Source organism: Streptomyces sp. NPDC000151 (genome assembly GCF_040301705.1).
Classification (GTDB): Bacteria; Actinomycetota; Actinomycetes; order Streptomycetales; family Streptomycetaceae; genus Streptomyces.
Genome location: NZ_JBEPFC010000001.1, coordinates 55,578 through 75,949 on the forward strand (window position 1 = coordinate 55,578; position 20,372 = coordinate 75,949).

Below are 20,372 nucleotides of genomic sequence, written 5' to 3' on the forward strand. Positions count from 1 at the left end.
AGGCTGCGAGTCCGATGGCCGTGTCAGATTCGTTACGCGCGCCACGCCTGCGACAGCGCGTCCACGGTCACGCCCACGATAGCCAGGAGCTGCGCCGGGCTCGCCCCGGCCCTGCTCATGACGGCGAGCGACTGGTTCACAGCCGCCGCGTGTACGGCGAAGGCTTCGGCGTCCCGGTCGGTCAGTCGGCCGGCCTTCAGCGCGGTGCGCAGGCGCCGGCGCTGGAAGCCGAGCGCCTGCCCAATGTGCGCTGCGACGCTTGGACTCAGTACTGGGATCGCCATGGCTGACTGGGCAATCAGACATCCATCAGGTAGTTCGGGATCGGCGATGCGCTCGAGCGTGACGTCGAAGAACGCACGAACAGCGGCAACGGGTTCCGGGGCTGCACACGACAGGGCGGCGTCGTACTTCTCGCCATAGCGCGCGGCGTAGAGATCCAGGCAGCGCAGGAAGAGCGTGTCCTTGTCGCCGAGGGAGGAGTAGATGGAACTGCGGTTCAGGCCGGTTGCCCGGGACAAATCGTCCAATGAGGTGTCGGCGTAACCGTCGCGCCAGAACTGGATCATCGCGGCGTCGAGCGCCGTGTCCATGTCGAACTGCTTCTTGCCTGCCACGCGGCACTTCCTTGCCGATGCGTCGATGGTTCGGACCGTGTTGCGCACCATTCTATCTTGTACTGACCAGTTCAAGATGTGTAGCCTTCGAGCGTGGTCATGGCCAGGCGTACCGCGCACTTCGCGACCGCGCGAGAAACACATCACGCGACCGGGCGAGAAACACACCACGCGACCGCGTGAGAAACACGCCACGTGGTCCCAGCCACCGCCGTCAGCTACACCGTCCCAACCGCACACCGCACACCGCACACCGCACACCGCACACCTGACACCGCACACCTGACACCGATGGAGGGTCCCCGTGACCGGCCCAGCAACCAGCGCTCCGCATGTCTCCGAAAACAACCCCATCCCCGACCTGCCCCTGCAGCAGCTGGCCGGATTCACGCACCGCTGGGTCGACGCGGACGGCGTCCGCCTTCATGTCGTCGAAGGCGGACGGCCGAGCGGCCCGGCCGTCGTCCTGCTCGCCGGATTCCCGCAAACCTGGTGGGCTTGGCGAAAGGTGATGCCCGGCCTCACCCACCGGTTCCGCGTCATCGCGATCGACCTGCCGGGGCAGGGCCACTCCGAGCGTCCGGAGCGCGGCTACGACACGCACGCGGTCGCCGCGCACGTCCACACCGCCGTGCAGGCTCTCGGAGTGTCGACCTACTCCCTGGTCGCCCACGACATCGGCGCCTGGGTCGCCTTCTCTCTCGCCCTCAACTTCGAGAGCCACCTGCGCGGGGTCGCTCTGCTCGACGCCGGAATTCCCGGTATCACTCTCCCGGAGGCGATTCCCACCGACCCGGATCGAGCGTGGAAGACCTGGCATTTCGCGTTCCATATCGTGCCCGACCTGCCCGAGACGCTGCTTGCCGGCCGCGAACGCGATTACGTCGGCTGGTTCCTGAAGATGAAGGCCCTGTCTCCCGACACGTTCGACGACGCCGAGATCGACCACTACGCGGCGGCCGTCGCCGTCGACGGCGGCCTGCGCGCTTCCCTCGCGTACTACCGAGACGCCGCGGAGTCAGCGCGCAAGAACCGCGAGGCGCTCAAGCGGCGGCACCTGACTGTGCCGATCCTCGGAATCTCCAGCAGCCACGGCTCCGTTCCGGACATGGCCGCCTCCATCAGCCCATGGGCCGGCAACACCACCGGAATCGTCGTGCCCGACGCTGGACACTTCATCCCCGACGAGCAGCCCGAAGCCATCACTGCCGCGATAGCAGACTTTATCGCCGACCCGGAGCCGAAGCGGGTTCGGTAGGGCCGGCCAGGTGCCGTAGACCGCCACGCGCGTTCTCGGGCGAGGATCTCCGCGCTGCCGTCCGGCGCCACCAAGGTCAGACGCTCGCTGCCGGGCTGCCACGGCAGCTCCACGAACCCGGGGATCTTCGCCCTGCGGGGCAGCCTCCGCTGCCGCTCGTGCCGCTCGTCCGTGGCGGGAACGCCGAGACGAGCGGTGCCGAGCCTTGGCAACGTCTCGGCGGCGCGCACCCGCCGCCCTCGCCGCATGCCGCGCCTGCTGCCACGTATGCGGTCGCCCGAAGGTCACGACGGCCTCGACGACCAGCCCGCCGTACAGGCGCAGCCCCGAACCTGGCCTTCCGCGACCGAAGTTCGCTCCTCCCCGACGAAGCGTGGCCGGATTTTGCCGTGTCGTCTCCACGACTGGGCACGGGCCGGGCGGTCGGCTCTTGCCGTGTCCTGACCGACAGGAAAGCCGGTAGCTGATTCGTGATTCGCGGGCTGCCACATCAGGCCGCAGACGGCAAAGGTGAGTGCCCGATGGGGCAACTCTGCCGTGCGTGAAACACATTCTCGGTCAGGTAGTCCGAATGTCATCGGTCATCCGGATAAACCCCATGCGGAGCAAGGTCACTGCATCGAGGTAACTCCAACGGTCTCACGGGCGAGCCGGCTGTGCCGATCGTTATTGTTTCCTGGTGTCCGGACAGACGGATTCTCGGATATTCGTTCTCGATTACCAGATATTCGCAGCTCTTCCCCAGCTCTTCCCCAGCTCTTCCCCAGCTCTTCTCCAGCTCTTCTCCTCTTTCGCCGCTTGACGCCAGGCACACCGATCACCGACCTCACGAAGGAGAGCCAGCCCGATGGCCGTTGACTGCCTTCACCTCCAGCGGCAGAACCGTTACGGCGTGGCCGGCGCAGCGATGCCGGTGCAGATCGCGCGCAGACGCGACTAGGGCGTGTCCGAAAGGCCCCGTCCGGCGGCCCAGCACCGCCCGATCCCTTCCCGAGCCGGGCAGCAGGCCCGGACTCCGGGTCAGCACACCCACCTCACCAAGGAGTTACGGATGCCCGATCCCGGGAGTCCTCCCCTGCCGTCGAGCCTGCCCGGACCGAACCCCGCGCTGGAACGGATCCTGCGTGGGCCCAGTGGTCTGGGCACGGCCAGCCTGCACTTGGCCCGGCGCGAGGAGCTGCCGGAGCCTCCGGCACCCGAGACACCGGCGCCCGAGACACTGGCGCTCGAGACACCGGCACCTGAGACACCGGCGCCCGAGACACCGGAGCCCGAGCCGGCGGCGGAGGGCAACCCGATTCCGGGCCTCTACTACCACCCGATCCCGGAGCCCGACCCGGCGCGGGTGGCGGAGGTCAGCCGCCGGATCAAGGCATGGGCGGTGGACGAGGCCCAGGTCTATCCCCCGGAGTGGGAGGACCAGTTCGACGGCTTCTCCGTCGGCCGGTACATGGTCGCCTGCCATCCGGACGCGCCCACCGTCGACCACCTGATGATCGCCACGCGGCTGATGGTCGCCGAGAACGCGGTCGACGACTGCTACTGCGAGGACCACGGCGGCTCGCCCATCGGTCTCGGCAGCCGCCTCCTGCTGGCGCACACGGCTCTCGACCCGCTGCACACGACCGAGGAGTACGAGCCGGCATGGCTGGAGTCGCTCCAGTCGGACGCCCCTCGGCGTGCCTACCGCTCCGCCATGGCGTACTTCCTCGAGACGGCCACCCCCTCCCAGGCCGACCGGTACCGGCACGACATGGGCCGGCTGCACCTGGGGTACCTCGCGGAGGCCGCTTGGGCCCAGACGGACCACGTGCCCGAGGTGTGGGAGTACCTGGCGATGCGTCAGTTCAACAACTTCCGCCCCTGCCCGACCATCACCGACACCATCGGCGGCTACGAACTGCCGGCGGACCTGCACGCACAGCCCGCCATGCAGCGCGTCATCGCGCTCGCCGGCAACGCCACCACCATCGTCAACGACCTGTACTCGTACACCAAGGAACTCAAGAGCCCTGGCAAACACCTGAACCTGCCCGTGGTGATCGCCGAACGCGAGGGCCTCTCCGAAAAGGATGCCTACCTGAAGGCGGTCGAGGTCCACAACGACCTCATGCACCGCTTCGAAGCCGAGGCCGCCGCCTTGGCCACCGACTGCCCCGTCCCGACCGTGCTGCGCTTCCTGCGCGGGGTGGCCGTATGGGTCGACGGCAACCACTACTGGCACCAGACCAACACCTACCGCTACAGCCTGCCCGACTTCTGGTAAGAGGAAATGGAATTATCTGTGGCCAGCACCGAGTTCAGCACCATGAACGGCACCTCCGCCTTCGTCCCCGCCCCGGCATCGCCCTACCAGGGTGAGATCGCCCGTTACTGGGATCAGGAGGCCAGGCCCGTCAACCTGCGTCTCGGCGACGTCGACGGGCTCTACCACCACCACTACGGCATCGGCGACGTCGACCACGTCGCCCTCGGGGATGCCGACGCCGGCGACTACGAGAAGAAGCTGATCGCCGAGCTCCACCGCCTGGAGTCGGCGCAGGCCGAATACCTCCTGGACCATCTCGGCTCCATCGGGCGTGACGACACGCTCGTGGACGCCGGCTGCGGCCGGGGCGGTTCGATGGTCATGGCCCACCAGCGGTTCGGATGCCGGGTCGAGGGCGTCACCCTGTCGGCCAAGCAGGCCGACTTCGCCAACCAGCGCGCCCACGAACTCGGCATCGAGGACCACGTCCGGGCCCGTGTGTGCAACATGCTCGACACACCGTTCAGGACGGGGCAGGCCGCGGCCTCGTGGAACAACGAGTCGACCATGTACGTCGACCTGCACGACCTCTTCGCCGAACACTCCCGCATCCTCGGGGTCGGCGGCCGCTACGTGACCATCACGGGCTGCTGGAACCCACGTCACGGCCAGCCCTCGAAGTGGGTCTCCCAGATCAACGCACACTTCGAGTGCAACATCCACTCCCGCCGGGAGTACCTGCGCGCCATGGCCGACAACCGTCTCGTACCGCAGGCCGTCATCGACCTGACTGCCGCGACCCTGCCCTACTGGGCGTTGCGAGCCACGTCTTCCCTGGTCACCGGCATCGAGGAGGCGTTCATCAACTCCTACAAGGACGGCTCCTTCCAGTACGTCCTCATCGCAGCCGACCGCGTCTGACCGCTCGCCGACAACTGAAAGGGCCGGCCCCCTCACCCGACGCTCCGGCCCTTTCCCCACATCACCAGGACGACTTCCCCGGTTCGCTCAACTCCCCGCACTCCTGGCGTAGGCCCGCACATCGGCATCCGTGTCCACCGTCGCGGAACGCAGCGCCTCACGCGCCGCGGACGAGCCTTCGGCATGACCCAGCAGCGCGAGGACGGCCGCCTTGCAGACATCGGCGTGCGGCGGCGAGGGGAGCCGGGTGTTCGCGGACACGGTCGAGTGACATGCCAGGGACGCTAGCCCGGCTTCCGTACAGCGGTATTGCCGCAACATTGCGCCACTCCGCCGCCTCGTCCCTGGCCACTGACCAGCGGTTCTGAGGCTGGAGGCAGCGGATCCGCCGCCGGCGCGGCCGGGTGCGCCGACCGTCGGACGCTGTCCCGGACAGGCGGCTGACCAGCATGGACACGAGGCAGGGTGTCCGGGACACTCGTTCTCCGTTCCCACCGCGCTCGCCTTGCCCAACGATCGTTCCGACAGCCACCTCGGACCGATGGAGGGAACAACATGCGTACTCGTCTCGCGCTTACCGGAGCCGCTCTGGGGGCCACCCTGCTGACCGGTGCTTCGGTCGCCACCGCGCAGGCCGCTCCGGTGTCTTCCGATACCAGCACGACGACGGCCGTGGCGTCGGGCGCCTACTCGTGGATCTACGTCGGCACCTACCGTACGCACGCCGAGTGCTACGCCGACGGGAGGAACTCCGCGTACTCCCAGTGGGACTGCAAGCCGGTCAACGGGAAGTACCAGCTCTGGGTGAACGACGCATCGTAACCACCCGCTGACGGCCTGACCACCTCGGGGCACTCAGGCGGCTCAGCATCTCGGTCTCACGCTCGCTCTGGTCGGCGCTGGAGCCGGTTTCGGCAAAGGTGTCCAGGGAGTACAGGCCACCGGCCTGGTGGGCACACGCGGCACGTTCACCGTCTCCTACCGCACCGACACCCATCCCAGCGGGAAGAATTTCGATGACGAGTGCGGGGGCGATTTTGTCCCTCGGGACGGCACTGCCGACGACGGGTGGAGCGGGACGCTCGAGAACGCGGACGACTACTCGGCCGGCGAGATGACTGGTCGGGTCCGGCACGCTCACGTGCCGGACCCGGCTGTGTCAGCGATTCAGCGCTGCCCAGAACTCCTCGAAGGACATCTGGCGATCGCCGTTGGTGTCGAGCGAGTCGATCAGCCCCTGGGCCTCCGACTCGGTGACCTCCGAACCCAACTCCGACACGACCTTGCCGTATTCCTCCGCGGTGACCAGGCCGTCCCCGTCGAGGTCGTAGCGGTCGAAGACCTTCCGCGCCGCTGCCTCCACGATGTCTGCCATGTGTTCCACCCTTCTGTGATCTTCGCTGACGCGCCCAGGCTATCCGTCCGTCCGGAACCCGGCGGGGGCCGCCCCACCTGCCCGAATCGGGCGGAGGAGAGGGGCAGGATGCCTGGTGAGGCAGGGGAGAGTCGGTCGCAGCGATCTATAGTTGGTCTCATGAGCCGTTGGCAGGAGCTGACCGGGGAAACGTCCGGCAATGACTACGCCGCACGGTTTGCGGCGCTGGCCCGTAGCGGCAAGGACGTGCACGGTGAGGCGCGGCTCTGCGCGGCTCTCGTGCCTGCCGGAGCGCGGGTGCTGGACGCCGGGTGCGGCACGGGCCGGGTCATGATCCGGCTGACGGAGCTCGGGTACGACTGTGTCGGCGTGGATCTCGATGCGTCGATGTTGGCAGTGGCGCGGGAGCAGGCGCCGGACCTGCCCTGGTTCCAGGCCGATTTGGCCGAGTTCGAGCCGGACTTGCTCGGCATCGCAGGGGACTTCGATCTCGTGGTCGCTGCGGGCAACATTTTTCCGTTGCTCGCTGCCGGCACCGAGGCCACGGTGGTCAAGCGCTTGGCCGCGGCCTTGCGCCCGGGCGGTCTGATGGTCGCCGGCTTCGGCCTGGACGCAGCCCACCTCCCTGTGCCGCCCAGTATCACGCTGTCGGAGTACGACGACTACTGCGCCGCAGCCGGCCTCACCCTCGTTGACCGCTTCGCTACCTGGAACGCCGACCCTTACGACGGCGGCGGCTACGCCGTCAGCGTCCACCGCCGGTGAGAACCGGTGAGAACCGCTCGGCATCCGCAGCCCTGAGTGCCTACTCTCTGTGTCCGATGCGCCCCAAGGACAGGCCCCTGGCCCCGGGGGAGGGCACAGCGCTCGAGCGTGAAGGCGAAGTCGCCGGAGAGCTTGCCGCTCAGCCGGCATGCCGAAACGAGCTTTCCCTCCGTGATCAGCCTCTCGCCCTCGGCCCGCGAAGGACCGCAACCTTCAGCGATCAGTCTCACCGGCCGGACCACGATCCGCGCCGTGAAACGGACCGAGACGTCGATCTTCCCTAAGCTCTCGGCTTCGCCCGAGCAATGGAGACAAGACCCCATCCACGGTCCAGGTGATCCGATCCGCCGGTGTCGCGGCGATGACGGCCGTGTCAGAGCCCAGCGGCATCCACGTAGCCGACGATGACCCGAGCCGGCCCCCCCCAGGCCGCTACCGCCATCGATGCACTCCGGGCAGTGGTACCTGGGCTGTTCGTGATCCTGCATGTGGTGACCCGGGAGAGCCGGCCTACCCGGAACCAGCGGATCTTCCGGGACCACTGCGCGCCCATCCCGCGGACGCGACCCGCTACGCGCAGCTCAAGCGGGTTGGGTGGTGCCGTCGATTGGCGGTTAGCCTGCGGGGTTGTCCTTGGGGATACTGGCGATCATGCGTATCGAGATCGATCCTCAGACGGTGTCCCGCAACGACTTCTATCGGGTGTTGACCGCTACGGTCGTGCCGCGGCCGATCGCGTGGGTGTCGACGGTCGCCGAGGACGGCGGCGTCGCCAACCTGGCCCCTGCGTGATTCGGCGGACAGTGGTATTGGTGAGTCGCGACGTTAGTACAGGTCAGGGTGCTGATGCAATCGGTGGTGGCTTAGATGGAGCTCCCGACGATCAGCCCAGCGGTGGCGTGGCCTCGCCGTCCAGTCTGTGACAGGCCCTTCCCTGCAGAAGGGGAACAACGCTTGCTTGTCGTTGATCATCACGCTATCTCGGCGCTGCTGCCAGGCGCTGCCGATGACCTGCCGGTTTCAGGCCTGGCGCCTGGTGTTGTGAGCTTCTAGGAGCGGGTGAGTCGACGGGTGATGCTGGTGATGACGGTGGTACCGAGTAACCAGCCTACGAGGGAGCTGACCCAGGAAATCCAGGCAGTGGTGCCGACCGGGGTGAACGCCTTTTCCTGCCCGAGGTCGAGAACGGGCAGGATGAGATCTAGAGCGAAGACGACTGGTTGAAAAACTGGGCCGTCGGATTGGGTCGGCCGCGGCGGTGTTAAGGAAAAGGCTGTGGCGGCAACCGTGGTTAGCGCCAGGAGCCATATGAGCGCGCGCCCCGGTCTGTAGCCGTACCCGACAGTGGCGTCCTCCACGTATCCCCACAACCGGGCCGGCGCGCGCAGACTGCGTCGTCGTTGTCGATGCTGCGCCAGGAGTACTGCCCGGGCGTCTTCGTCGTGGCCCAGTTGCCGGTAGTAGGTAGCCAGCTGTTCATAGGGCTGAGGGTGGTAATCCGTGCCACGGTGCAGCCAGGCCAGACGGTGGCTGGCGGGCAGCACTGGGCGGAGGGCCTGGTAGGTGAGCGCGGTCAGCGCAATGTGTGAGGGCCATGAGTGCGCAGAATCGGTAATGGCAGTGATGTTGGCAGAGCTCAGGTCGAGCGTTGCTGGTGGTGAGAGGGGGGACTCCATGCTGAGCGCTCCCAGGGTGGCGCGTTCAAGGTCGACGGTCGTTGCCTCGGAGAACGTCGTCTCGGTAAGTGAAAGTGTGCCTTTGGCTTCGGCACGCGTAAGGACGATGTCGCCAACGATGCGCGTCGCGTCGCCCAGAGTGATGTTTGCTTCCACGCGGGCGTCAGGAGCTCGAAGTGCATACCGGCGGTAGGGGAGGAGTGTGCTGGCAGTGAGTTCTATGGATTCCCCGATGACGGCGGCGAAGAGATTGATACCCCCCTCGACGGTTAGACCGTGAGCGTAGAAACCACCACCGACGGTGAGTGTGGGAGCGGCGATGGCCCACCCGGTGCTGCTACGTACATCGGCATTGACCAGCCAGAACTGGCCGCCGATCGTCGCGCCGAATAGATGGATGCCTCCGTCGTCGACCAGCAGATCGGTACAACGGAGGTCTTGAACGAGGTGCAGGCCATCGCCGCGGAACGCCGGACGCGCTTCCCCGGTCAGGTGGGCATGGCTGACCTCGATGGTGAAGGCATGGGCACCCCACAAGTTCACTCCGCCCGTCACGTGAACGGAGTGGGCATACAAGCCGCCGTCGATGCGCAGCTGCGGCCCGTTCACGGCATAGCCGGAGCCGTTCCCTGCGATGTGGGCGGCAGTCAGCCACAGATCGCCTCTGACCTGTGCGCCGAAGAGGGAGATCCCTCCACTAATCAGCCGGGTGAGCGTCAGATCACCGTCCACACGCAGTCGGTCTGCGCTCAGGTGAGGTATGTGGCAGCCCCTGAAGTCCGCCGCACGCAGCGAGGCATCAGCGAGCTCCACCGGCGCGTCGAAATGGCAGTCGACCAGGGAGAAGGGGATCTCGACCGTGGCGTATTGCAGATGAAGGCAGCCGGTTATGTGCGCTCCGACCAACTGCAGCCTTGGTATGGCGCTGTCTTCTGCTGCAGGGGGCTGCAGCAGAAGAGTGGCGATAACCTCGGCAGGGACTTCTGGGCGCACAGAGCCCGGGTCTTGTGCTGTGCCTTCGGGCCGCGCGCCGGCGAAGTCGAGAACCTCGCCGTCGCGTACGGCTTGCCACAAGCGCTGCGAGGCCGGATTCCAATGGACGGGTGGTGTGGTCGTCACCCTGACCATGGTGCCCGTCCGCGACTGTCCAGCGTGTACCCGTCACGATCTTCGGCGGCGCGAAGCCGAAGGTGCGGGTGTCGTCCTCGTTGGGATGCAGGCGTCTGAACGGCTGATAGTCGGCCCACTAGCTTGGTCGATCGATGGTGTGTGAGAACTGCTCGGTGCGGTGTCCCAGCCTCCGGCGTCAGGCGCTTGCGGGGCGCGAACGGGGCGGCCTCGCTGATCGCGGTTGCCCGTGCGCGCCGGAGATGGCCCTTTCTGCAGGCTAGTTGCTTCACGTACGGGTGTCCGTTCCCGGCCAAAGTGCTCTAAGTGAGGTTTTCGGGTCTTGTGCACGGTCAAGGCTTCTGCCCGAGCCGGCAGGTGAATGCCCTGCCTGGGGCTGAGGGGGGGAAGGTCGATGGCGGGCGAGCCGACAGAGATTGCGTGGCGGATTCAAGCAGCGGTTGCGGATTTGACGGCCAAGGCCGATTCGAAGGCCTCGTTTGCTCTGACCATGCAGTCCACGGCATTGGCTGTCTTAGGCATCCTGGCCAGTTCCCGGCGAGCGGCGGGTGGTCTCGACTCGGGCGCATCACAGTTGCTGCTGTGGTGTGGCGTCTTGCTCATGGTCAGTGGAGCAAGCTGCGCGGCTTGGGCCATCTCGCCGAACCTCCGCAAGGAGCGGCGGGGGCCGGAACATGACGATGACTTCCTATATTTCGGCCATGTTCGGCACTTGGAACCGACGGCCCTCGAGGCCATCCTCCGGGGCAAAGATCCGCTGCCGCCTCTGTCCCGGCAACTGGTGGTGATGAGCGAGATCGCCTGGACTAAGCACCGCCGCGTGCAATGGTCACTCATGTTGGCAGTTGCGGGCTGCACCGCCTTCGCTCTCGCGGCCGTGGCCGGATGACATACCAGGAAGGCAGGACGCTGATGAACTTCCGGTCCCTGGTATCCGCCGACGTATGGCGCGACCTTGTAGAACGCGGGCGTCGGCGAACGTTCGGGCGTAGATCCGTGCTGCTGCGTCAAGGAGAGTCGCCGGACGCCGTCATCGCGCTGGTCGAAGGTTTGGTGAAGGTGGCCCAGAGCAATGAGTGGGGGGACGAGCTGACGCTGACGCTGCGGGGACCAGGAGAAGTTCTCGGGGAAATGGGCGCCTTACTCGGACGCCCACGCTCGGCCACCGTCACCGCGGTCTATCCGTGTACAGGGTTTGTTCTGCCGGCTCACGCCTTTCGCGGCTACGTAGAGCGCCATCGTTTGGAGGCGGTGGTGTATCAGCTGACCGTAGAACGGCTGAACAGCCACGAACGCTTGCGAGCGGACCTCGCGCACCTGCCACGCGTGGCACGTATGGCCCGAATTGTTAGTCATCTCGCGGACGAAATCGGCTCTACCTACGGCGACGACGGCTTGGTCGTCGAGTTGGGCATGGCCCGGACGGAGCTGGCCACTATGGCGTCCATGAGCCGCTCATCAGCACTTGATGCTCTCAGCCAGCTTCAGGTGGCCGGTGTCCTCACACTCGGACGCCGGAACCTGATCATCAACGACGTAGCCCACCTCAAGGCCGCCGCCCGGGACGAGAAGCAGCTTCCGGGTGATACCGGCTGCCAGGGCGACCCATCCGCCATGTGACACAGGGCACGTTCGTACCGTCCAATGCTGGACCATCTGATCCCTACTGCTCCACGAAGGTGGCACTGGCCGCGATTTCGCGACACACCACCCGACGAGAGGAGCGGCACATGCTGCCGTCATGGGAACCGTTGTGGCCCTACCGGGCCGTGCTGGCCGTGGACGCCCGCAACTTCAGCGCGCTGGACAGCAAGGGCATGCAACAGGTGAACGCCGATATCCCACCGTTGCTGTCCCAGGCGCTCAGCGTCAGTAACGTGAGCGCTCACTGGGAGCGGCGGATGTTCGGCCAGCATGCCGGCGACAGCTACGTTGCCGGCATGGACCCAGAGGTTCTGCCCGCGCTGGTGGGCTGCTTCCCCGACGCCCTCCGGCAGGCTTTGGCCCGTCGACGCGCTGATGCCCCCGCCAGCACCCCCCTGCAGCTCAGGGTCAGCATCCATGTCGGCCCGCTGCCGCACACTGGTCTGGGCGTACCAATGGTGCACACCCACCGACTCCTGGACGACGACGCACTGCGCACTCTGCTGAACCGCGCGAACCCGGAGATCACCAACACCGCAGTGATCATCTCGCAGCGCGTCTATGAGGACGTCTTCGAAAGCGGCTGCCTCAACGGAGACGTCTTGCCCGACCAGTTCATGCGACACCTGGTGAAGGTGAAGAAGTTCCGGCAGCCGGCGTACGTCCACATCCCCGGCTTCGACTGGCGGCTCGCGGACCCGGATATCTTCGAACCCCTCGACAGCACAGACGCGGCTACTGAGCAGCTGCCCCCTGCCCCCGGAGCATCACCTCAGCCGGCTTCTCCCGCCCTGGGCACGGTGAGCTTCAGCCATTCCGGCGAACACGGCATTCAGGCATACAACCACTTCGGCGCTGGACGGGGGCAGTGATGATCGACGACAAGCAAGGTCAGCAAGACCGTGCGGAGCCCACCTCACCGTCGGCGGAACGCGCCGAACCGAACGAACCCACAGGCTCCCTTCAATCGCCGAAAAACGGCCAGTCGCCCTCCCGCTCGGTGCACTTCGCTCACTCCGGCGAGCACGGCATTCAAGCATACAACCTGCACCTGAACGGCGATCAAGCGGTCCCCATTCCCATCACCGAGAGTGACGCCGACTACAAGGCGAGCCATGACAGCCGATTTGTCCCGCCGCGCAACGCAGACCAGTGGGTGGAAGCTTCCGCACTGCTGGACAAATACGGAATCATCGTGCTCTGCGCAGCCCAGGGCACCGGGCGACACACGGCTGCCATACGTCTGCTGCGTACGGTGCCCCCCCCTCCGCAGGCCATCTTTGACCTCGACCCGGAATGGTCCAAGCCCTCGGTCCGCCCCCTGCCGAAAGAGGCAGGTACGGGATACATCCTCGACCTCTCCGACCTCACAGAGAACCCCGGCGAACGGCTGGGCACCGACCTGGTCGGCTATGGGGCGGAGCTGCGCAAGAACAACTCCTTCCTGGTGATCTTGGCCACGCCCGCCGACTGGCATGGTCACTGGGTCGAACCCACGATGCCCTTCACCGTCCGGCTCGAGTCTCCGGACGCGAAGGCCCTCGTCACAGCAGAATTCCGGGGGCACTATCGCGGCGACCGTGTGGAATGGTTGGACAGGAAGGAGCTTGTTGACATCTGGGAGGCCAACCCATCCGCGCGTGCTGCGTGGCGCCTGGCCGACCGCCTCATGCGCGCCTCCGGTCCAGAGAAGATCCAGGGGATTGTCGATGAGTTCGGTGACTGGCACACGGAAGTCGAGAATCTCCTCGGAAGGAACCGGGCGAGAGAAAGCGACACACAGCTGCTGTCCACCTGGGTCACGGTCTGGGCCGGCGCCCTGCTACACGGAGGGCAGCGCAAGTCCGTCATCAAGGCAGCCGACGACCTCCTGGCCCAACTCGGATTCAAGCGCGACCCCGCCAACGTCCTGACGGACGCTACGACAACAAGCAGACTGGACGCCGCAAAAATCACCCGCAACGGGGACCGCGCTTTTCACGACAAGAATATGGAAGGCCTGCCCGCGGCCATCCTGCGCCATCTGTGGGACGAGTTCCCCACCCAACACAAACTTCTGCGCACATGGGCCATCGGCATTGCCGCAGACCGCACCATCCCGGAAGAGGACGCCCGCCGAGTCACTACTGCGCTGTTGAAGCTGGCGGTCCATCGCCACGACCGGGATGTCCTCGACGGGCTGGCCAGTGACCTACAAGGCCCCCGACGGCGCCTAGCCGTGGAGGCCCTGACCAAAGCAGCAGAGGATGCCGAGTTCGGCCGCTACGTGAGGAATCGCCTGCGTCAGTGGATGGACAACAAGGCCCCTTCTGACAACAAAGTCGACCTCGTCATCGAGATCTGCGCAAGCACCTGGGGAATCAACCAGCCGGCTCTCGCACTGACACGTCTAGGCAAGGCGGCAGGCCACAAGGACTTCGGCTCCGAGATGGTCGTCCACGCCTTCCAGCAGCTCGCCCTGCAAAACCCGGAGCAGGTGCGCAAAGCCGTCGATCAATGGCTCAGTGACGCCGAAAGCGAACAAGCCGACGAGGCTGTGCAACGCCAGACGCTGCGAGCGTTCATCGCTCTCGTCTCCAGCGACGAGGGAACAGATCTTATCTTGAACGATGTCCCCACCCCCGAGGCCCGCCTGCGCCTCGTCTGCGCTTGGCGGAAGCTGCTGTCCACCGACGCCGCTGTGGAGGCGGTCGGCAGGCAACTGACCCGGTGGCAAAAACGCTTCCAGGGCGACCGCGAGCTCCGGGAACCAGTGCTGGACCTGCTCGCGGACATTTTCACCCCACCCAGCCGCCGCTCCGGCCTCGACGGGCTCATGGTGACAGAAGAGTCGGCGATCGATCCGTTCTGGCGGGAGGTCCTGGAACGGGCCGCCTACCGCTACCGGACGTCCGAGGGGGCATCGACTCCTTGACGATCGACGGACCCGGCCCGTGGTGGAGCCGTCGGCGCAGTCGGATCCGAACCCAGTGGCCCACAAGCCTGCCCGGCATCCGCTTCTGCGCCCGTGGCACACTCACCTACCGAGCACACACGCTCGTTAAGGCTGGCAGCACAGCTGCCGCGCGGGCCGCCGCACGACTGGCCCTGGACGAACTCGGCCGCGGCATCACCCAGCGCCACATGCCCGAACAGCTCACCACCGCACAGGAACGCCTCACGCTTGCCGTGGCGCACTGGCACACCCCTGAGAACATCCCTGGCCTCTGGCTGAAGGCGCATATCACCCTGATGCTCACCGAGCAAGATGCGGGGCGGGCCCAGAGATACCAAGACGCCTTGCGCGAAGTGGCACTCCAGCTTGCGCAAGAAGACGAACGCCGAGAACGGTTCAGGCAAGTGGTCTTCGACAAACCGGACGCCACACGCATCTGGTGGCTCGACCGCCACCTGGACGATCTCGACTCCCTCGACTGGGACGTCTTCAAGGAGAAGATCCTTCCGCTGGTCGGTGCGGCCGACGACACCCAATCCAAGGCCGAACGCATCGCCCAAACGCTCATGTACGTCTGGGAGAAATTGGGTGACAAACCAGGGCAACATGCGCGCTTCACCACCACAGTGCGTACCGTTCTGGACCAGATGGGATGGAACGACGCGATCGACTGGCTGGCGCCGGAAGAACCGTCAACCGCTGATTCGCCCGGAAGTGGCCGCGACGACGGGGGAGAGGGAGAGCCATCCTCAGTGGCTAAGGCGGGCGCAGCCCGATGAAGCTACCGGCCCTGCGCTGGCTGCTCGATCCGGCAACCAGCCTCCTAGCCTTACGGATCCGTGCTCAGGAACGCGGTCGAATATCCCACGACGCGGCCTGGCGGCTGGCCCGTGTGACACGCCATCCCGACGAAATGGTGTATCGGCATCACGGGCACCTTGTCGAGGACACATCCGACGAAGCGACGTAGCAACACCGCATGGAGCCATCCGGCCGGGATGCTGGGCTGTCCCGGAGGGTCGACCTGGTAGCCGAGCGCGCTCTCGCCGCGATTCAAATGCGGATGGGTATCTCACCGCCTACCGGGTCCGCGGCTTCGCCGGGTCCGATCCCGACTCGACGGCACTGCCTGTGAGGTCATTTTGACCCCGCCTGGTTCCTTGCTTGGCGGTGCTGCTGGAAGGCGACGTCACCTGGTGTGGAGCGGCTGCTGGTGCCGTGGGCGTATTGGGGCCGTCAACACGCTTCGCCGGCGCGCCGGTGGGTGACGGAAGGTCGTTGCCCGTCCAGCGTCGGCGATGGTGGTGAACGTACTGGGTGCCAGTGCCCCGGCGGATGATCCGCAGCAACCGCCGACCCTCGTCACCATCGATCTCACGAACCTGCACACGCCCAGCCACGTGATCATTCTGACCCGGTCGCCGCGCAAGGAAACGTCCACGCGGCGAACCTTCACGAAGCAGACATTGTCAGCGCGCGGGTCAGTTCGGCGTCGTATTGATCAGCGTCGAAGTGAAAAATCGGAGGGCGCGCCTCATCAACGGGCACCTGCCAGTCAGACCACTCCACGGTCCCGCCGTGACGCTGCACGAACACGGACAGGTAGCCGCAGCATCCGTCCGTGCACTCGGGCTCACCCAGCACTACACGTTGTCCCTCGCCGGTTGCCCAGAGGGGCCCTGGCCATCGGCCGGCAATGCCTCCTCGGCAAACGGGCCGCGGCCTCCCTCTCCGATCGAGGCTGCTACTACTTCCTCGCCATCGATCCGGAAAGACAACTGGGCGGCCCATCGGGGGCCTGGTGGCAACACACTGATCTCAAGCCGATTGAACACCCAAGCACCCTACGGGAGTACTGGCAGCCTCAGTTCCGTTCCTACGACCGGATACCGACTATCAGGCAACGTCCGGAGAAGCGAACGTTGCCTGATGCGGAATTAGTAGTCACGGCACTGCCGACGCCTCATCGCATAACAGAAATGAGGCGTCGGCTTGCAGGTCAAAAGCCCATTTTGTAGCTAACCAGACGGCGAAGCCCGTTGAACTGGGCTAGGACATACGGATGCATACGGCGTAGACCTGGACAGCCTTGCTCCAGCTGCCGTCCTCGCTCAGATTACTCTCCCGCTTCATTTCGACGACCCACCCCTTACCGTCATCTGTCGGATGGCTGCTCTTCGCTGAGAATTCCGGATGCCCAAAGTTGAAACCACCGCTGATCACGCGGAAGCCCTGCGGAGCGCGAGCAGTTACCACGTCATCCGGCCCCCCTTCAGCCGTCATCACAGTGAAGACCGTGTTCTTGTCCACCTTGCCGTCCAAGGCGGTGAAGGCGGTGTCGCGCAACTGTCCCAACGGATTCGTCATAGTGCCCCCCCTGTTGGCCACTGATTGCGTTGAACCATCGGAAGCGTCTCACGCAGCGTCATCCACAGGCCGCCGACTCTCGGGCGATGTGAGGGCATTTCCACTTATTGGCTATCCCGCAACAAGAGGCACACCGGCCCTGCCCGGCCCGCCAATACCGCGTCTGCGGGCGCCACCCCCAACTGAACGGACACCCGTGAACGACCGCACCCGCCGAGCCGCCCGCACCGTCGTGCAGATCATCATCAGTCTCGCCGCCGCGCTCCCCCTTCTGGTCGACGCGTCCGGCATCCCCGAGACCGCCGCGGGCGTGGGCGTCGCCCTGACCGTCGCCGCCGGCATCACGCGCCTGATGCAGCTGCCCGCCGTACAGCCGATGCTGTGATGGCTCGGCATCGATATACGCAACGAGAGCGGAGGGAGCGCGTCCTGCGCATCCTGCTCCGCGAGGAAGGCGTCTCCTTTCAACGTCTGAAGACTTGGAAGACCTCCCGCGATCCGGACTATGCGGCCAAAAGGCCCGCGTCGAGCACCTCTACGCGATCGCCGATGGCGAGGTCATAGCCGAGGACGGCGAACCCGAAGACATCTTCTGCATGGACGGGTTCGGGCCGCTCAACCTGATGCCCCACCCGAGCCGACCAGTCGGCCGAACGCGGGCAAGTACAAGGGCCCCGTCCGCGACCCCGCCGATGGCGCCGGGCGGCCTACAACCGCTACGGCGGGGTCCGGCATCTGTTCGCCGCCCTGGGCCGAACCAAGGACAAGCCCTACGGCCACACAAAGCCGATCAAGAGGCGGACCCAGTTCATGGAGTTCTGCCGCTACCTCCGCACGCTTTACCCACGAGAGGTGCGGATCGCGATCGTCAGCGACAACTTCTCCCCGCACCTGACCACGAAGAAGTGCCAGCGCGTCGGCACCTCGGCAAACAACGTCGAGGTGGCCTACACCCCGACCAACAGCTCCTGGCTCAACCGCGTCGAGGCCCAGCTCACCGCCCTGCGCTACTTCACCCTCGACGTCACTGACCACGCCAGTCACAAAGAGCAGGGCAGCATGATCCGCCGCTACATCATCTGGCGAAACCGCCACGCCGACGACCAGCGCCTACGCGCCGTCGTCGACAGGGCGAACCTTGCCTGATGTGGCACTAGCACCTGCGTGGTTCGGCGGACGGTGGTATCGGCCAGTTGGGACATTAAAGCGTTTTGTGCAAGGCCGCGTTAGGGCAGGCCAGGGCTCGTGAGGACAGTTCTCTGGTCATGATGCGAGCGCGAGGTTGTGCATGTGGGCGACGGCCTGGACGGCGTGATGAAGGCCGTCGCCACGTTGCCGGCAGTCGCGGAGAATCTTGTAGTTCTTCATCCGGCCGATCACGTGCTCCACCCGGGCGCGGACCTTGCGGTGCGCCGCATTGTCATCCTCCTCGCCCTTGAGGAGCCCGCGGCCGGGGCGCTTGCGGTGCGGCACGACCATGCCGCAGTTGAGGTAGGCCCCGTCGCCGAGGACCGTGACGCCCTGGCAGTGGTTGGCCAGGCCCGAGCCTCGCCAGGCGTGAGCGTCGGCCGTGGTGCCGGGCACCGGCCGTGCCGCGTCGATCACGAGACGCGTGTCGGCGTCGACGATGACCTGCACGTTCGCGGAGAACCGGCAGTTGCGCGACGACGTGCCGATGTGTCGATCCCGGACCGGGGCCAGGGTGCCGTCCACGATCCACAACCGCTCCGCGGTGTCGCCGGGACGTGTCATGGGCTCCAGCGCCAGCAGCGGTCCCAGCCGTTGGATCACCCGGCACACGGTCGAAGAGGAGACCCCGAACGGCGGCGCCAGCTGCCGCATGGTCAGGTTCGTGCGGTAGTACACGGCGACGATCAATACGCGTTCGGCCAGCGGAAGACTCCATGATCAACCATGCGGGGTGCCGTTGCCACCCCGCTCCCGCACCACTTTCAGCAGCCGCCCGAACTGATCCACTCGCAGCCCGGTGAACGTCTCCACCCCACACCGATCGGCCCTCAACACCCCATTCATACACCGGAGATGCCCAGTTCACGGCCTTGTGCAACACGCTTTAGGCAAGGTCAGAGACCTACGCAAGGCCATTTTTCTTCACTGGGGGGAGGGGCCGGCAGGTGAGAACATGCGGGCGCCGGTCGACGCACCCGGCCCCAGTCCGGTCTTGGTGGCGTGTGTGTCTGAGGCCGGGCAGCGCGCAGGGCTGGGAGGCCACCTAGGACAGTGCCCCTTCTTCCGTGCGTCGCCTCATACCCGATGCGTGGCGTATATACTGGTTTGTTCCCCGTCGATTGGCTAGATCCAGAGGGGCGCTTGCGCCGCCCGCTGAGGGCAAGCTGCACATGCATCGTGGCGGGGCGGATGCCGTCGCATCGTGGTACCGAGCCTGTGGCTCCACCTGCCGCCCTACGGGCGCTGGAATCACCCGGTGGACGGTCCACGACAGTCGCCTGACGCCGGGCACTCCGCACGTCACATCGTGACTCTTGGAATGAGACGAGCCTGCGGTACGGACGTCGGCTGACGCAATCTCATACCGACTCCTTTGTTCTTGGGTGTGGAGCACAGGAAGTGTGCGTTCGGAGTCGCTGGAGTGGGGCACCAGGTAGCACAGGTAACACAGCCGTCTTCCGTATTTCGCTGGTCAGCGTGCTGTCCTGTTCGGGGATGGAGGTTGGTGCATTTATCTGAAATACCTGTGAGGTGCGGAGGGTGAGTTTCCGATTTCAGCGCGCGCTCTTTATTTGGATGGCGCAGAGTATTCATTCTCTTGACCTGTCGGGCGGCAGGGGTACGCTCGGCTGTCACGCGAACTGATTATCGCGCGCTCGTCACATCGATCGCGAAGGGCACAATCATGGACCGGAGATTGTTTGATAAACGTCGTACGATTCTAGCCCTCCCGCTGGCCGGCGTCCTTGGTGCTGTGCTCGTTGTGGGAACGGCTACCGATGCGTCTGCCAAGAGGTACAGGCAGGCAATGAGCGGCTCGTTCGCCATGTTCTCGGATTCTTATAAGCCACGGAACTTCCTGGACTGCAGGTACGTCGACAAGGAGAACAATAAGCTTGTTGATGATTATCGGTGTTCGGATGGAAGCGGGAAGTCGCGCCTTCTGGCCACCATCCTGATGCCGGACCTGGATAAGACAAATCACAGGCCGCTGCCACCCGACTACTCGGGATGGAAATATCTGGCTGCTCCCGATCACTTCAAATGCGTCTGGAACAAGAATAACCAGGGCATCAAGACCGCGGAGACGTTCAGGTGCAGCTATGGCAGCCGTCACTTCCCGCTCGACTGGATGGTTCTCGCCACCCAGGATGTCCCTCAGGGAGTTCCGCCGCGAGACGCAGCTTGGTACGTCCCGAGCGGCAAGTGCTGGATCCCGAGCGGCAAGTGCTGGTAAGCCACGCACCC

Annotated in this window: 18 protein-coding genes and 3 pseudogenes; 14 read left to right on the plus strand and 7 right to left on the minus strand. The window is 65.6% G+C overall.

The window, feature by feature from the left end:
- Positions 1 to 32: 32 nt before the first annotated feature.
- On the minus strand, positions 33 to 617 hold the full coding sequence (locus ABT381_RS00240) for a TetR/AcrR family transcriptional regulator (RefSeq protein WP_351585903.1): 585 nt from the start codon (positions 615 to 617) through the stop codon (positions 33 to 35).
- A gap of 304 nt (positions 618 to 921) precedes the next feature.
- On the opposite strand from ABT381_RS00240, the gene ABT381_RS00245 reads away from it, so the two are divergent.
- The 3 genes from ABT381_RS00245 (at position 922) to ABT381_RS00255 (ending at position 5,044) form a co-directional block, all read left to right on the plus strand.
- Positions 922 to 1,875, plus strand: coding sequence for an alpha/beta fold hydrolase (locus ABT381_RS00245; RefSeq protein ID WP_351585905.1), 954 nt, complete (start codon positions 922 to 924; stop codon positions 1,873 to 1,875).
- Between the two features lie 1,051 nt (positions 1,876 to 2,926).
- Positions 2,927 to 4,141: a family 2 encapsulin nanocompartment cargo protein terpene cyclase gene (locus tag ABT381_RS00250; protein ID WP_351585907.1), complete on the plus strand. Its 1,215-nt coding sequence runs from the start codon at positions 2,927 to 2,929 to the stop codon at positions 4,139 to 4,141.
- 6 nt (positions 4,142 to 4,147) lie between these two features.
- The gene (locus tag ABT381_RS00255) at positions 4,148 to 5,044 is read left to right on the plus strand and encodes a geranyl diphosphate 2-C-methyltransferase (RefSeq protein WP_351585910.1); all 897 of its coding nucleotides are present in this window, start codon (positions 4,148 to 4,150) and stop codon (positions 5,042 to 5,044) included.
- 87 nt (positions 5,045 to 5,131) lie between these two features.
- Here ABT381_RS00255 and ABT381_RS00260 read toward each other — a convergent pair whose 3' ends face one another.
- Positions 5,132 to 5,305 carry a hypothetical protein gene (locus ABT381_RS00260; protein WP_351585912.1) on the minus strand — a complete coding sequence of 58 codons (174 nt, stop codon included), beginning with the start codon at positions 5,303 to 5,305 and terminating at the stop codon, positions 5,132 to 5,134.
- Between the two features lie 294 nt (positions 5,306 to 5,599).
- On the opposite strand from ABT381_RS00260, the gene ABT381_RS00265 reads away from it, so the two are divergent.
- Positions 5,600 to 5,866 (plus strand): hypothetical protein, encoded by a 267-nt coding sequence (locus ABT381_RS00265; RefSeq protein ID WP_351585914.1) that lies wholly within the window; start codon positions 5,600 to 5,602, stop codon positions 5,864 to 5,866.
- A 337-nt stretch (positions 5,867 to 6,203) separates the two neighbouring features.
- On the opposite strand, the gene ABT381_RS00270 is transcribed toward ABT381_RS00265, so the two are convergent.
- The gene (locus ABT381_RS00270) at positions 6,204 to 6,419 is read right to left on the minus strand and encodes an EF-hand domain-containing protein (RefSeq protein WP_351585916.1); all 216 of its coding nucleotides are present in this window, start codon (positions 6,417 to 6,419) and stop codon (positions 6,204 to 6,206) included.
- 159 nt (positions 6,420 to 6,578) lie between these two features.
- On the opposite strand from ABT381_RS00270, the gene ABT381_RS00275 reads away from it, so the two are divergent.
- A complete protein-coding gene (locus ABT381_RS00275; protein WP_351585918.1) occupies positions 6,579 to 7,184 on the plus strand; it encodes a class I SAM-dependent methyltransferase in 606 nt (201 codons plus the stop codon).
- Between the two features lie 98 nt (positions 7,185 to 7,282).
- On the opposite strand, the pseudogene ABT381_RS00280 reads toward ABT381_RS00275, so the two are convergent.
- Positions 7,283 to 7,468, minus strand: a pseudogene (locus ABT381_RS00280) (DUF1062 domain-containing protein); the annotation flags it as partial.
- A 367-nt stretch (positions 7,469 to 7,835) separates the two neighbouring features.
- Between ABT381_RS00280 and ABT381_RS00285 the strand changes: the two are divergent.
- Entirely contained in the window at positions 7,836 to 7,976 is a 141-nt protein-coding gene (locus ABT381_RS00285) for a hypothetical protein (RefSeq protein ID WP_351585921.1), read from the plus strand.
- Positions 7,977 to 8,233: 257 nt separating this feature from the next.
- On the opposite strand, the gene ABT381_RS00290 is transcribed toward ABT381_RS00285, so the two are convergent.
- Positions 8,234 to 9,979, minus strand: a complete 1,746-nt coding sequence (locus ABT381_RS00290) for a hypothetical protein (protein WP_351585923.1) — start codon at positions 9,977 to 9,979, stop codon at positions 8,234 to 8,236.
- A 403-nt stretch (positions 9,980 to 10,382) separates the two neighbouring features.
- Here ABT381_RS00290 and ABT381_RS00295 point away from each other — a divergent pair, with 403 nt between their 5' ends.
- The 5 genes from ABT381_RS00295 (at position 10,383) to ABT381_RS00315 (ending at position 15,346) form a co-directional block, all read left to right on the plus strand.
- Positions 10,383 to 10,877, plus strand: a complete 495-nt coding sequence (locus tag ABT381_RS00295) for a Pycsar system effector family protein (RefSeq protein WP_351585925.1) — start codon at positions 10,383 to 10,385, stop codon at positions 10,875 to 10,877.
- The gene (locus ABT381_RS00300) at positions 10,874 to 11,608 is read left to right on the plus strand and encodes a Crp/Fnr family transcriptional regulator (RefSeq protein ID WP_351585927.1); all 735 of its coding nucleotides are present in this window, start codon (positions 10,874 to 10,876) and stop codon (positions 11,606 to 11,608) included. Before ABT381_RS00295 ends, ABT381_RS00300 begins: the two co-directional genes overlap by 4 nt.
- A gap of 110 nt (positions 11,609 to 11,718) precedes the next feature.
- Positions 11,719 to 12,504 carry a hypothetical protein gene (locus ABT381_RS00305; RefSeq protein ID WP_351585929.1) on the plus strand — a complete coding sequence of 262 codons (786 nt, stop codon included), beginning with the start codon at positions 11,719 to 11,721 and terminating at the stop codon, positions 12,502 to 12,504.
- Complete coding sequence (locus tag ABT381_RS00310; protein ID WP_351585931.1) at positions 12,504 to 14,546, plus strand: hypothetical protein; 2,043 nt, start codon at positions 12,504 to 12,506, stop codon at positions 14,544 to 14,546. The genes ABT381_RS00305 and ABT381_RS00310 overlap by 1 nt, the downstream gene beginning before the upstream one ends.
- On the plus strand, positions 14,543 to 15,346 hold the full coding sequence (locus tag ABT381_RS00315; RefSeq protein ID WP_351585933.1) for a hypothetical protein: 804 nt from the start codon (positions 14,543 to 14,545) through the stop codon (positions 15,344 to 15,346). The genes ABT381_RS00310 and ABT381_RS00315 overlap by 4 nt, the downstream gene beginning before the upstream one ends.
- Positions 15,347 to 16,616: 1,270 nt before the next feature.
- Here ABT381_RS00315 and ABT381_RS00320 read toward each other — a convergent pair.
- Positions 16,617 to 16,934 (minus strand): hypothetical protein, encoded by a 318-nt coding sequence (locus tag ABT381_RS00320; protein WP_351585935.1) that lies wholly within the window; start codon positions 16,932 to 16,934, stop codon positions 16,617 to 16,619.
- A gap of 196 nt (positions 16,935 to 17,130) precedes the next feature.
- On the opposite strand from ABT381_RS00320, the gene ABT381_RS00325 reads away from it, so the two are divergent.
- Both ABT381_RS00325 and ABT381_RS00330 read left to right on the plus strand, forming a co-directional pair.
- Positions 17,131 to 17,319, plus strand: a complete 189-nt coding sequence (locus ABT381_RS00325; protein WP_351585937.1) for a hypothetical protein — start codon at positions 17,131 to 17,133, stop codon at positions 17,317 to 17,319.
- A gap of 44 nt (positions 17,320 to 17,363) precedes the next feature.
- Positions 17,364 to 18,080, plus strand: a pseudogene (locus ABT381_RS00330) (transposase); the annotation flags it as partial.
- Between the two features lie 117 nt (positions 18,081 to 18,197).
- On the opposite strand, the pseudogene ABT381_RS00335 reads toward ABT381_RS00330, so the two are convergent.
- Positions 18,198 to 18,968, minus strand: a pseudogene (locus ABT381_RS00335) (transposase family protein).
- Between the two features lie 841 nt (positions 18,969 to 19,809).
- Here ABT381_RS00335 and ABT381_RS00340 point away from each other — a divergent pair.
- Positions 19,810 to 20,361 (plus strand): hypothetical protein, encoded by a 552-nt coding sequence (locus ABT381_RS00340; RefSeq protein ID WP_351585939.1) that lies wholly within the window; start codon positions 19,810 to 19,812, stop codon positions 20,359 to 20,361.
- Positions 20,362 to 20,372: the final 11 nt, after the last annotated feature.

Coding starts and splice junctions, on each gene's coding strand:
- ABT381_RS00305 (WP_351585929.1), top strand. CDS start 11,719: ATGCTGCCGTCATGGGAACCGTTGTGGCCCTACCGGGCCGTGCTGGCC.
- ABT381_RS00265 (WP_351585914.1), top strand. CDS start 5,600: ATGCGTACTCGTCTCGCGCTTACCGGAGCCGCTCTGGGGGCCACCCTG.
- ABT381_RS00270 (WP_351585916.1), bottom strand. CDS start 6,419: ATGGCAGACATCGTGGAGGCAGCGGCGCGGAAGGTCTTCGACCGCTAC.
- ABT381_RS00340 (WP_351585939.1), top strand. CDS start 19,810: ATGGACCGGAGATTGTTTGATAAACGTCGTACGATTCTAGCCCTCCCG.
- ABT381_RS00310 (WP_351585931.1), top strand. CDS start 12,504: ATGATCGACGACAAGCAAGGTCAGCAAGACCGTGCGGAGCCCACCTCA.
- ABT381_RS00320 (WP_351585935.1), bottom strand. CDS start 16,934: ATGACGAATCCGTTGGGACAGTTGCGCGACACCGCCTTCACCGCCTTG.
- ABT381_RS00300 (WP_351585927.1), top strand. CDS start 10,874: ATGACATACCAGGAAGGCAGGACGCTGATGAACTTCCGGTCCCTGGTA.
- ABT381_RS00285 (WP_351585921.1), top strand. CDS start 7,836: ATGCGTATCGAGATCGATCCTCAGACGGTGTCCCGCAACGACTTCTAT.
- ABT381_RS00250 (WP_351585907.1), top strand. CDS start 2,927: ATGCCCGATCCCGGGAGTCCTCCCCTGCCGTCGAGCCTGCCCGGACCG.
- ABT381_RS00255 (WP_351585910.1), top strand. CDS start 4,148: ATGGAATTATCTGTGGCCAGCACCGAGTTCAGCACCATGAACGGCACC.
- ABT381_RS00295 (WP_351585925.1), top strand. CDS start 10,383: ATGGCGGGCGAGCCGACAGAGATTGCGTGGCGGATTCAAGCAGCGGTT.
- ABT381_RS00275 (WP_351585918.1), top strand. CDS start 6,579: ATGAGCCGTTGGCAGGAGCTGACCGGGGAAACGTCCGGCAATGACTAC.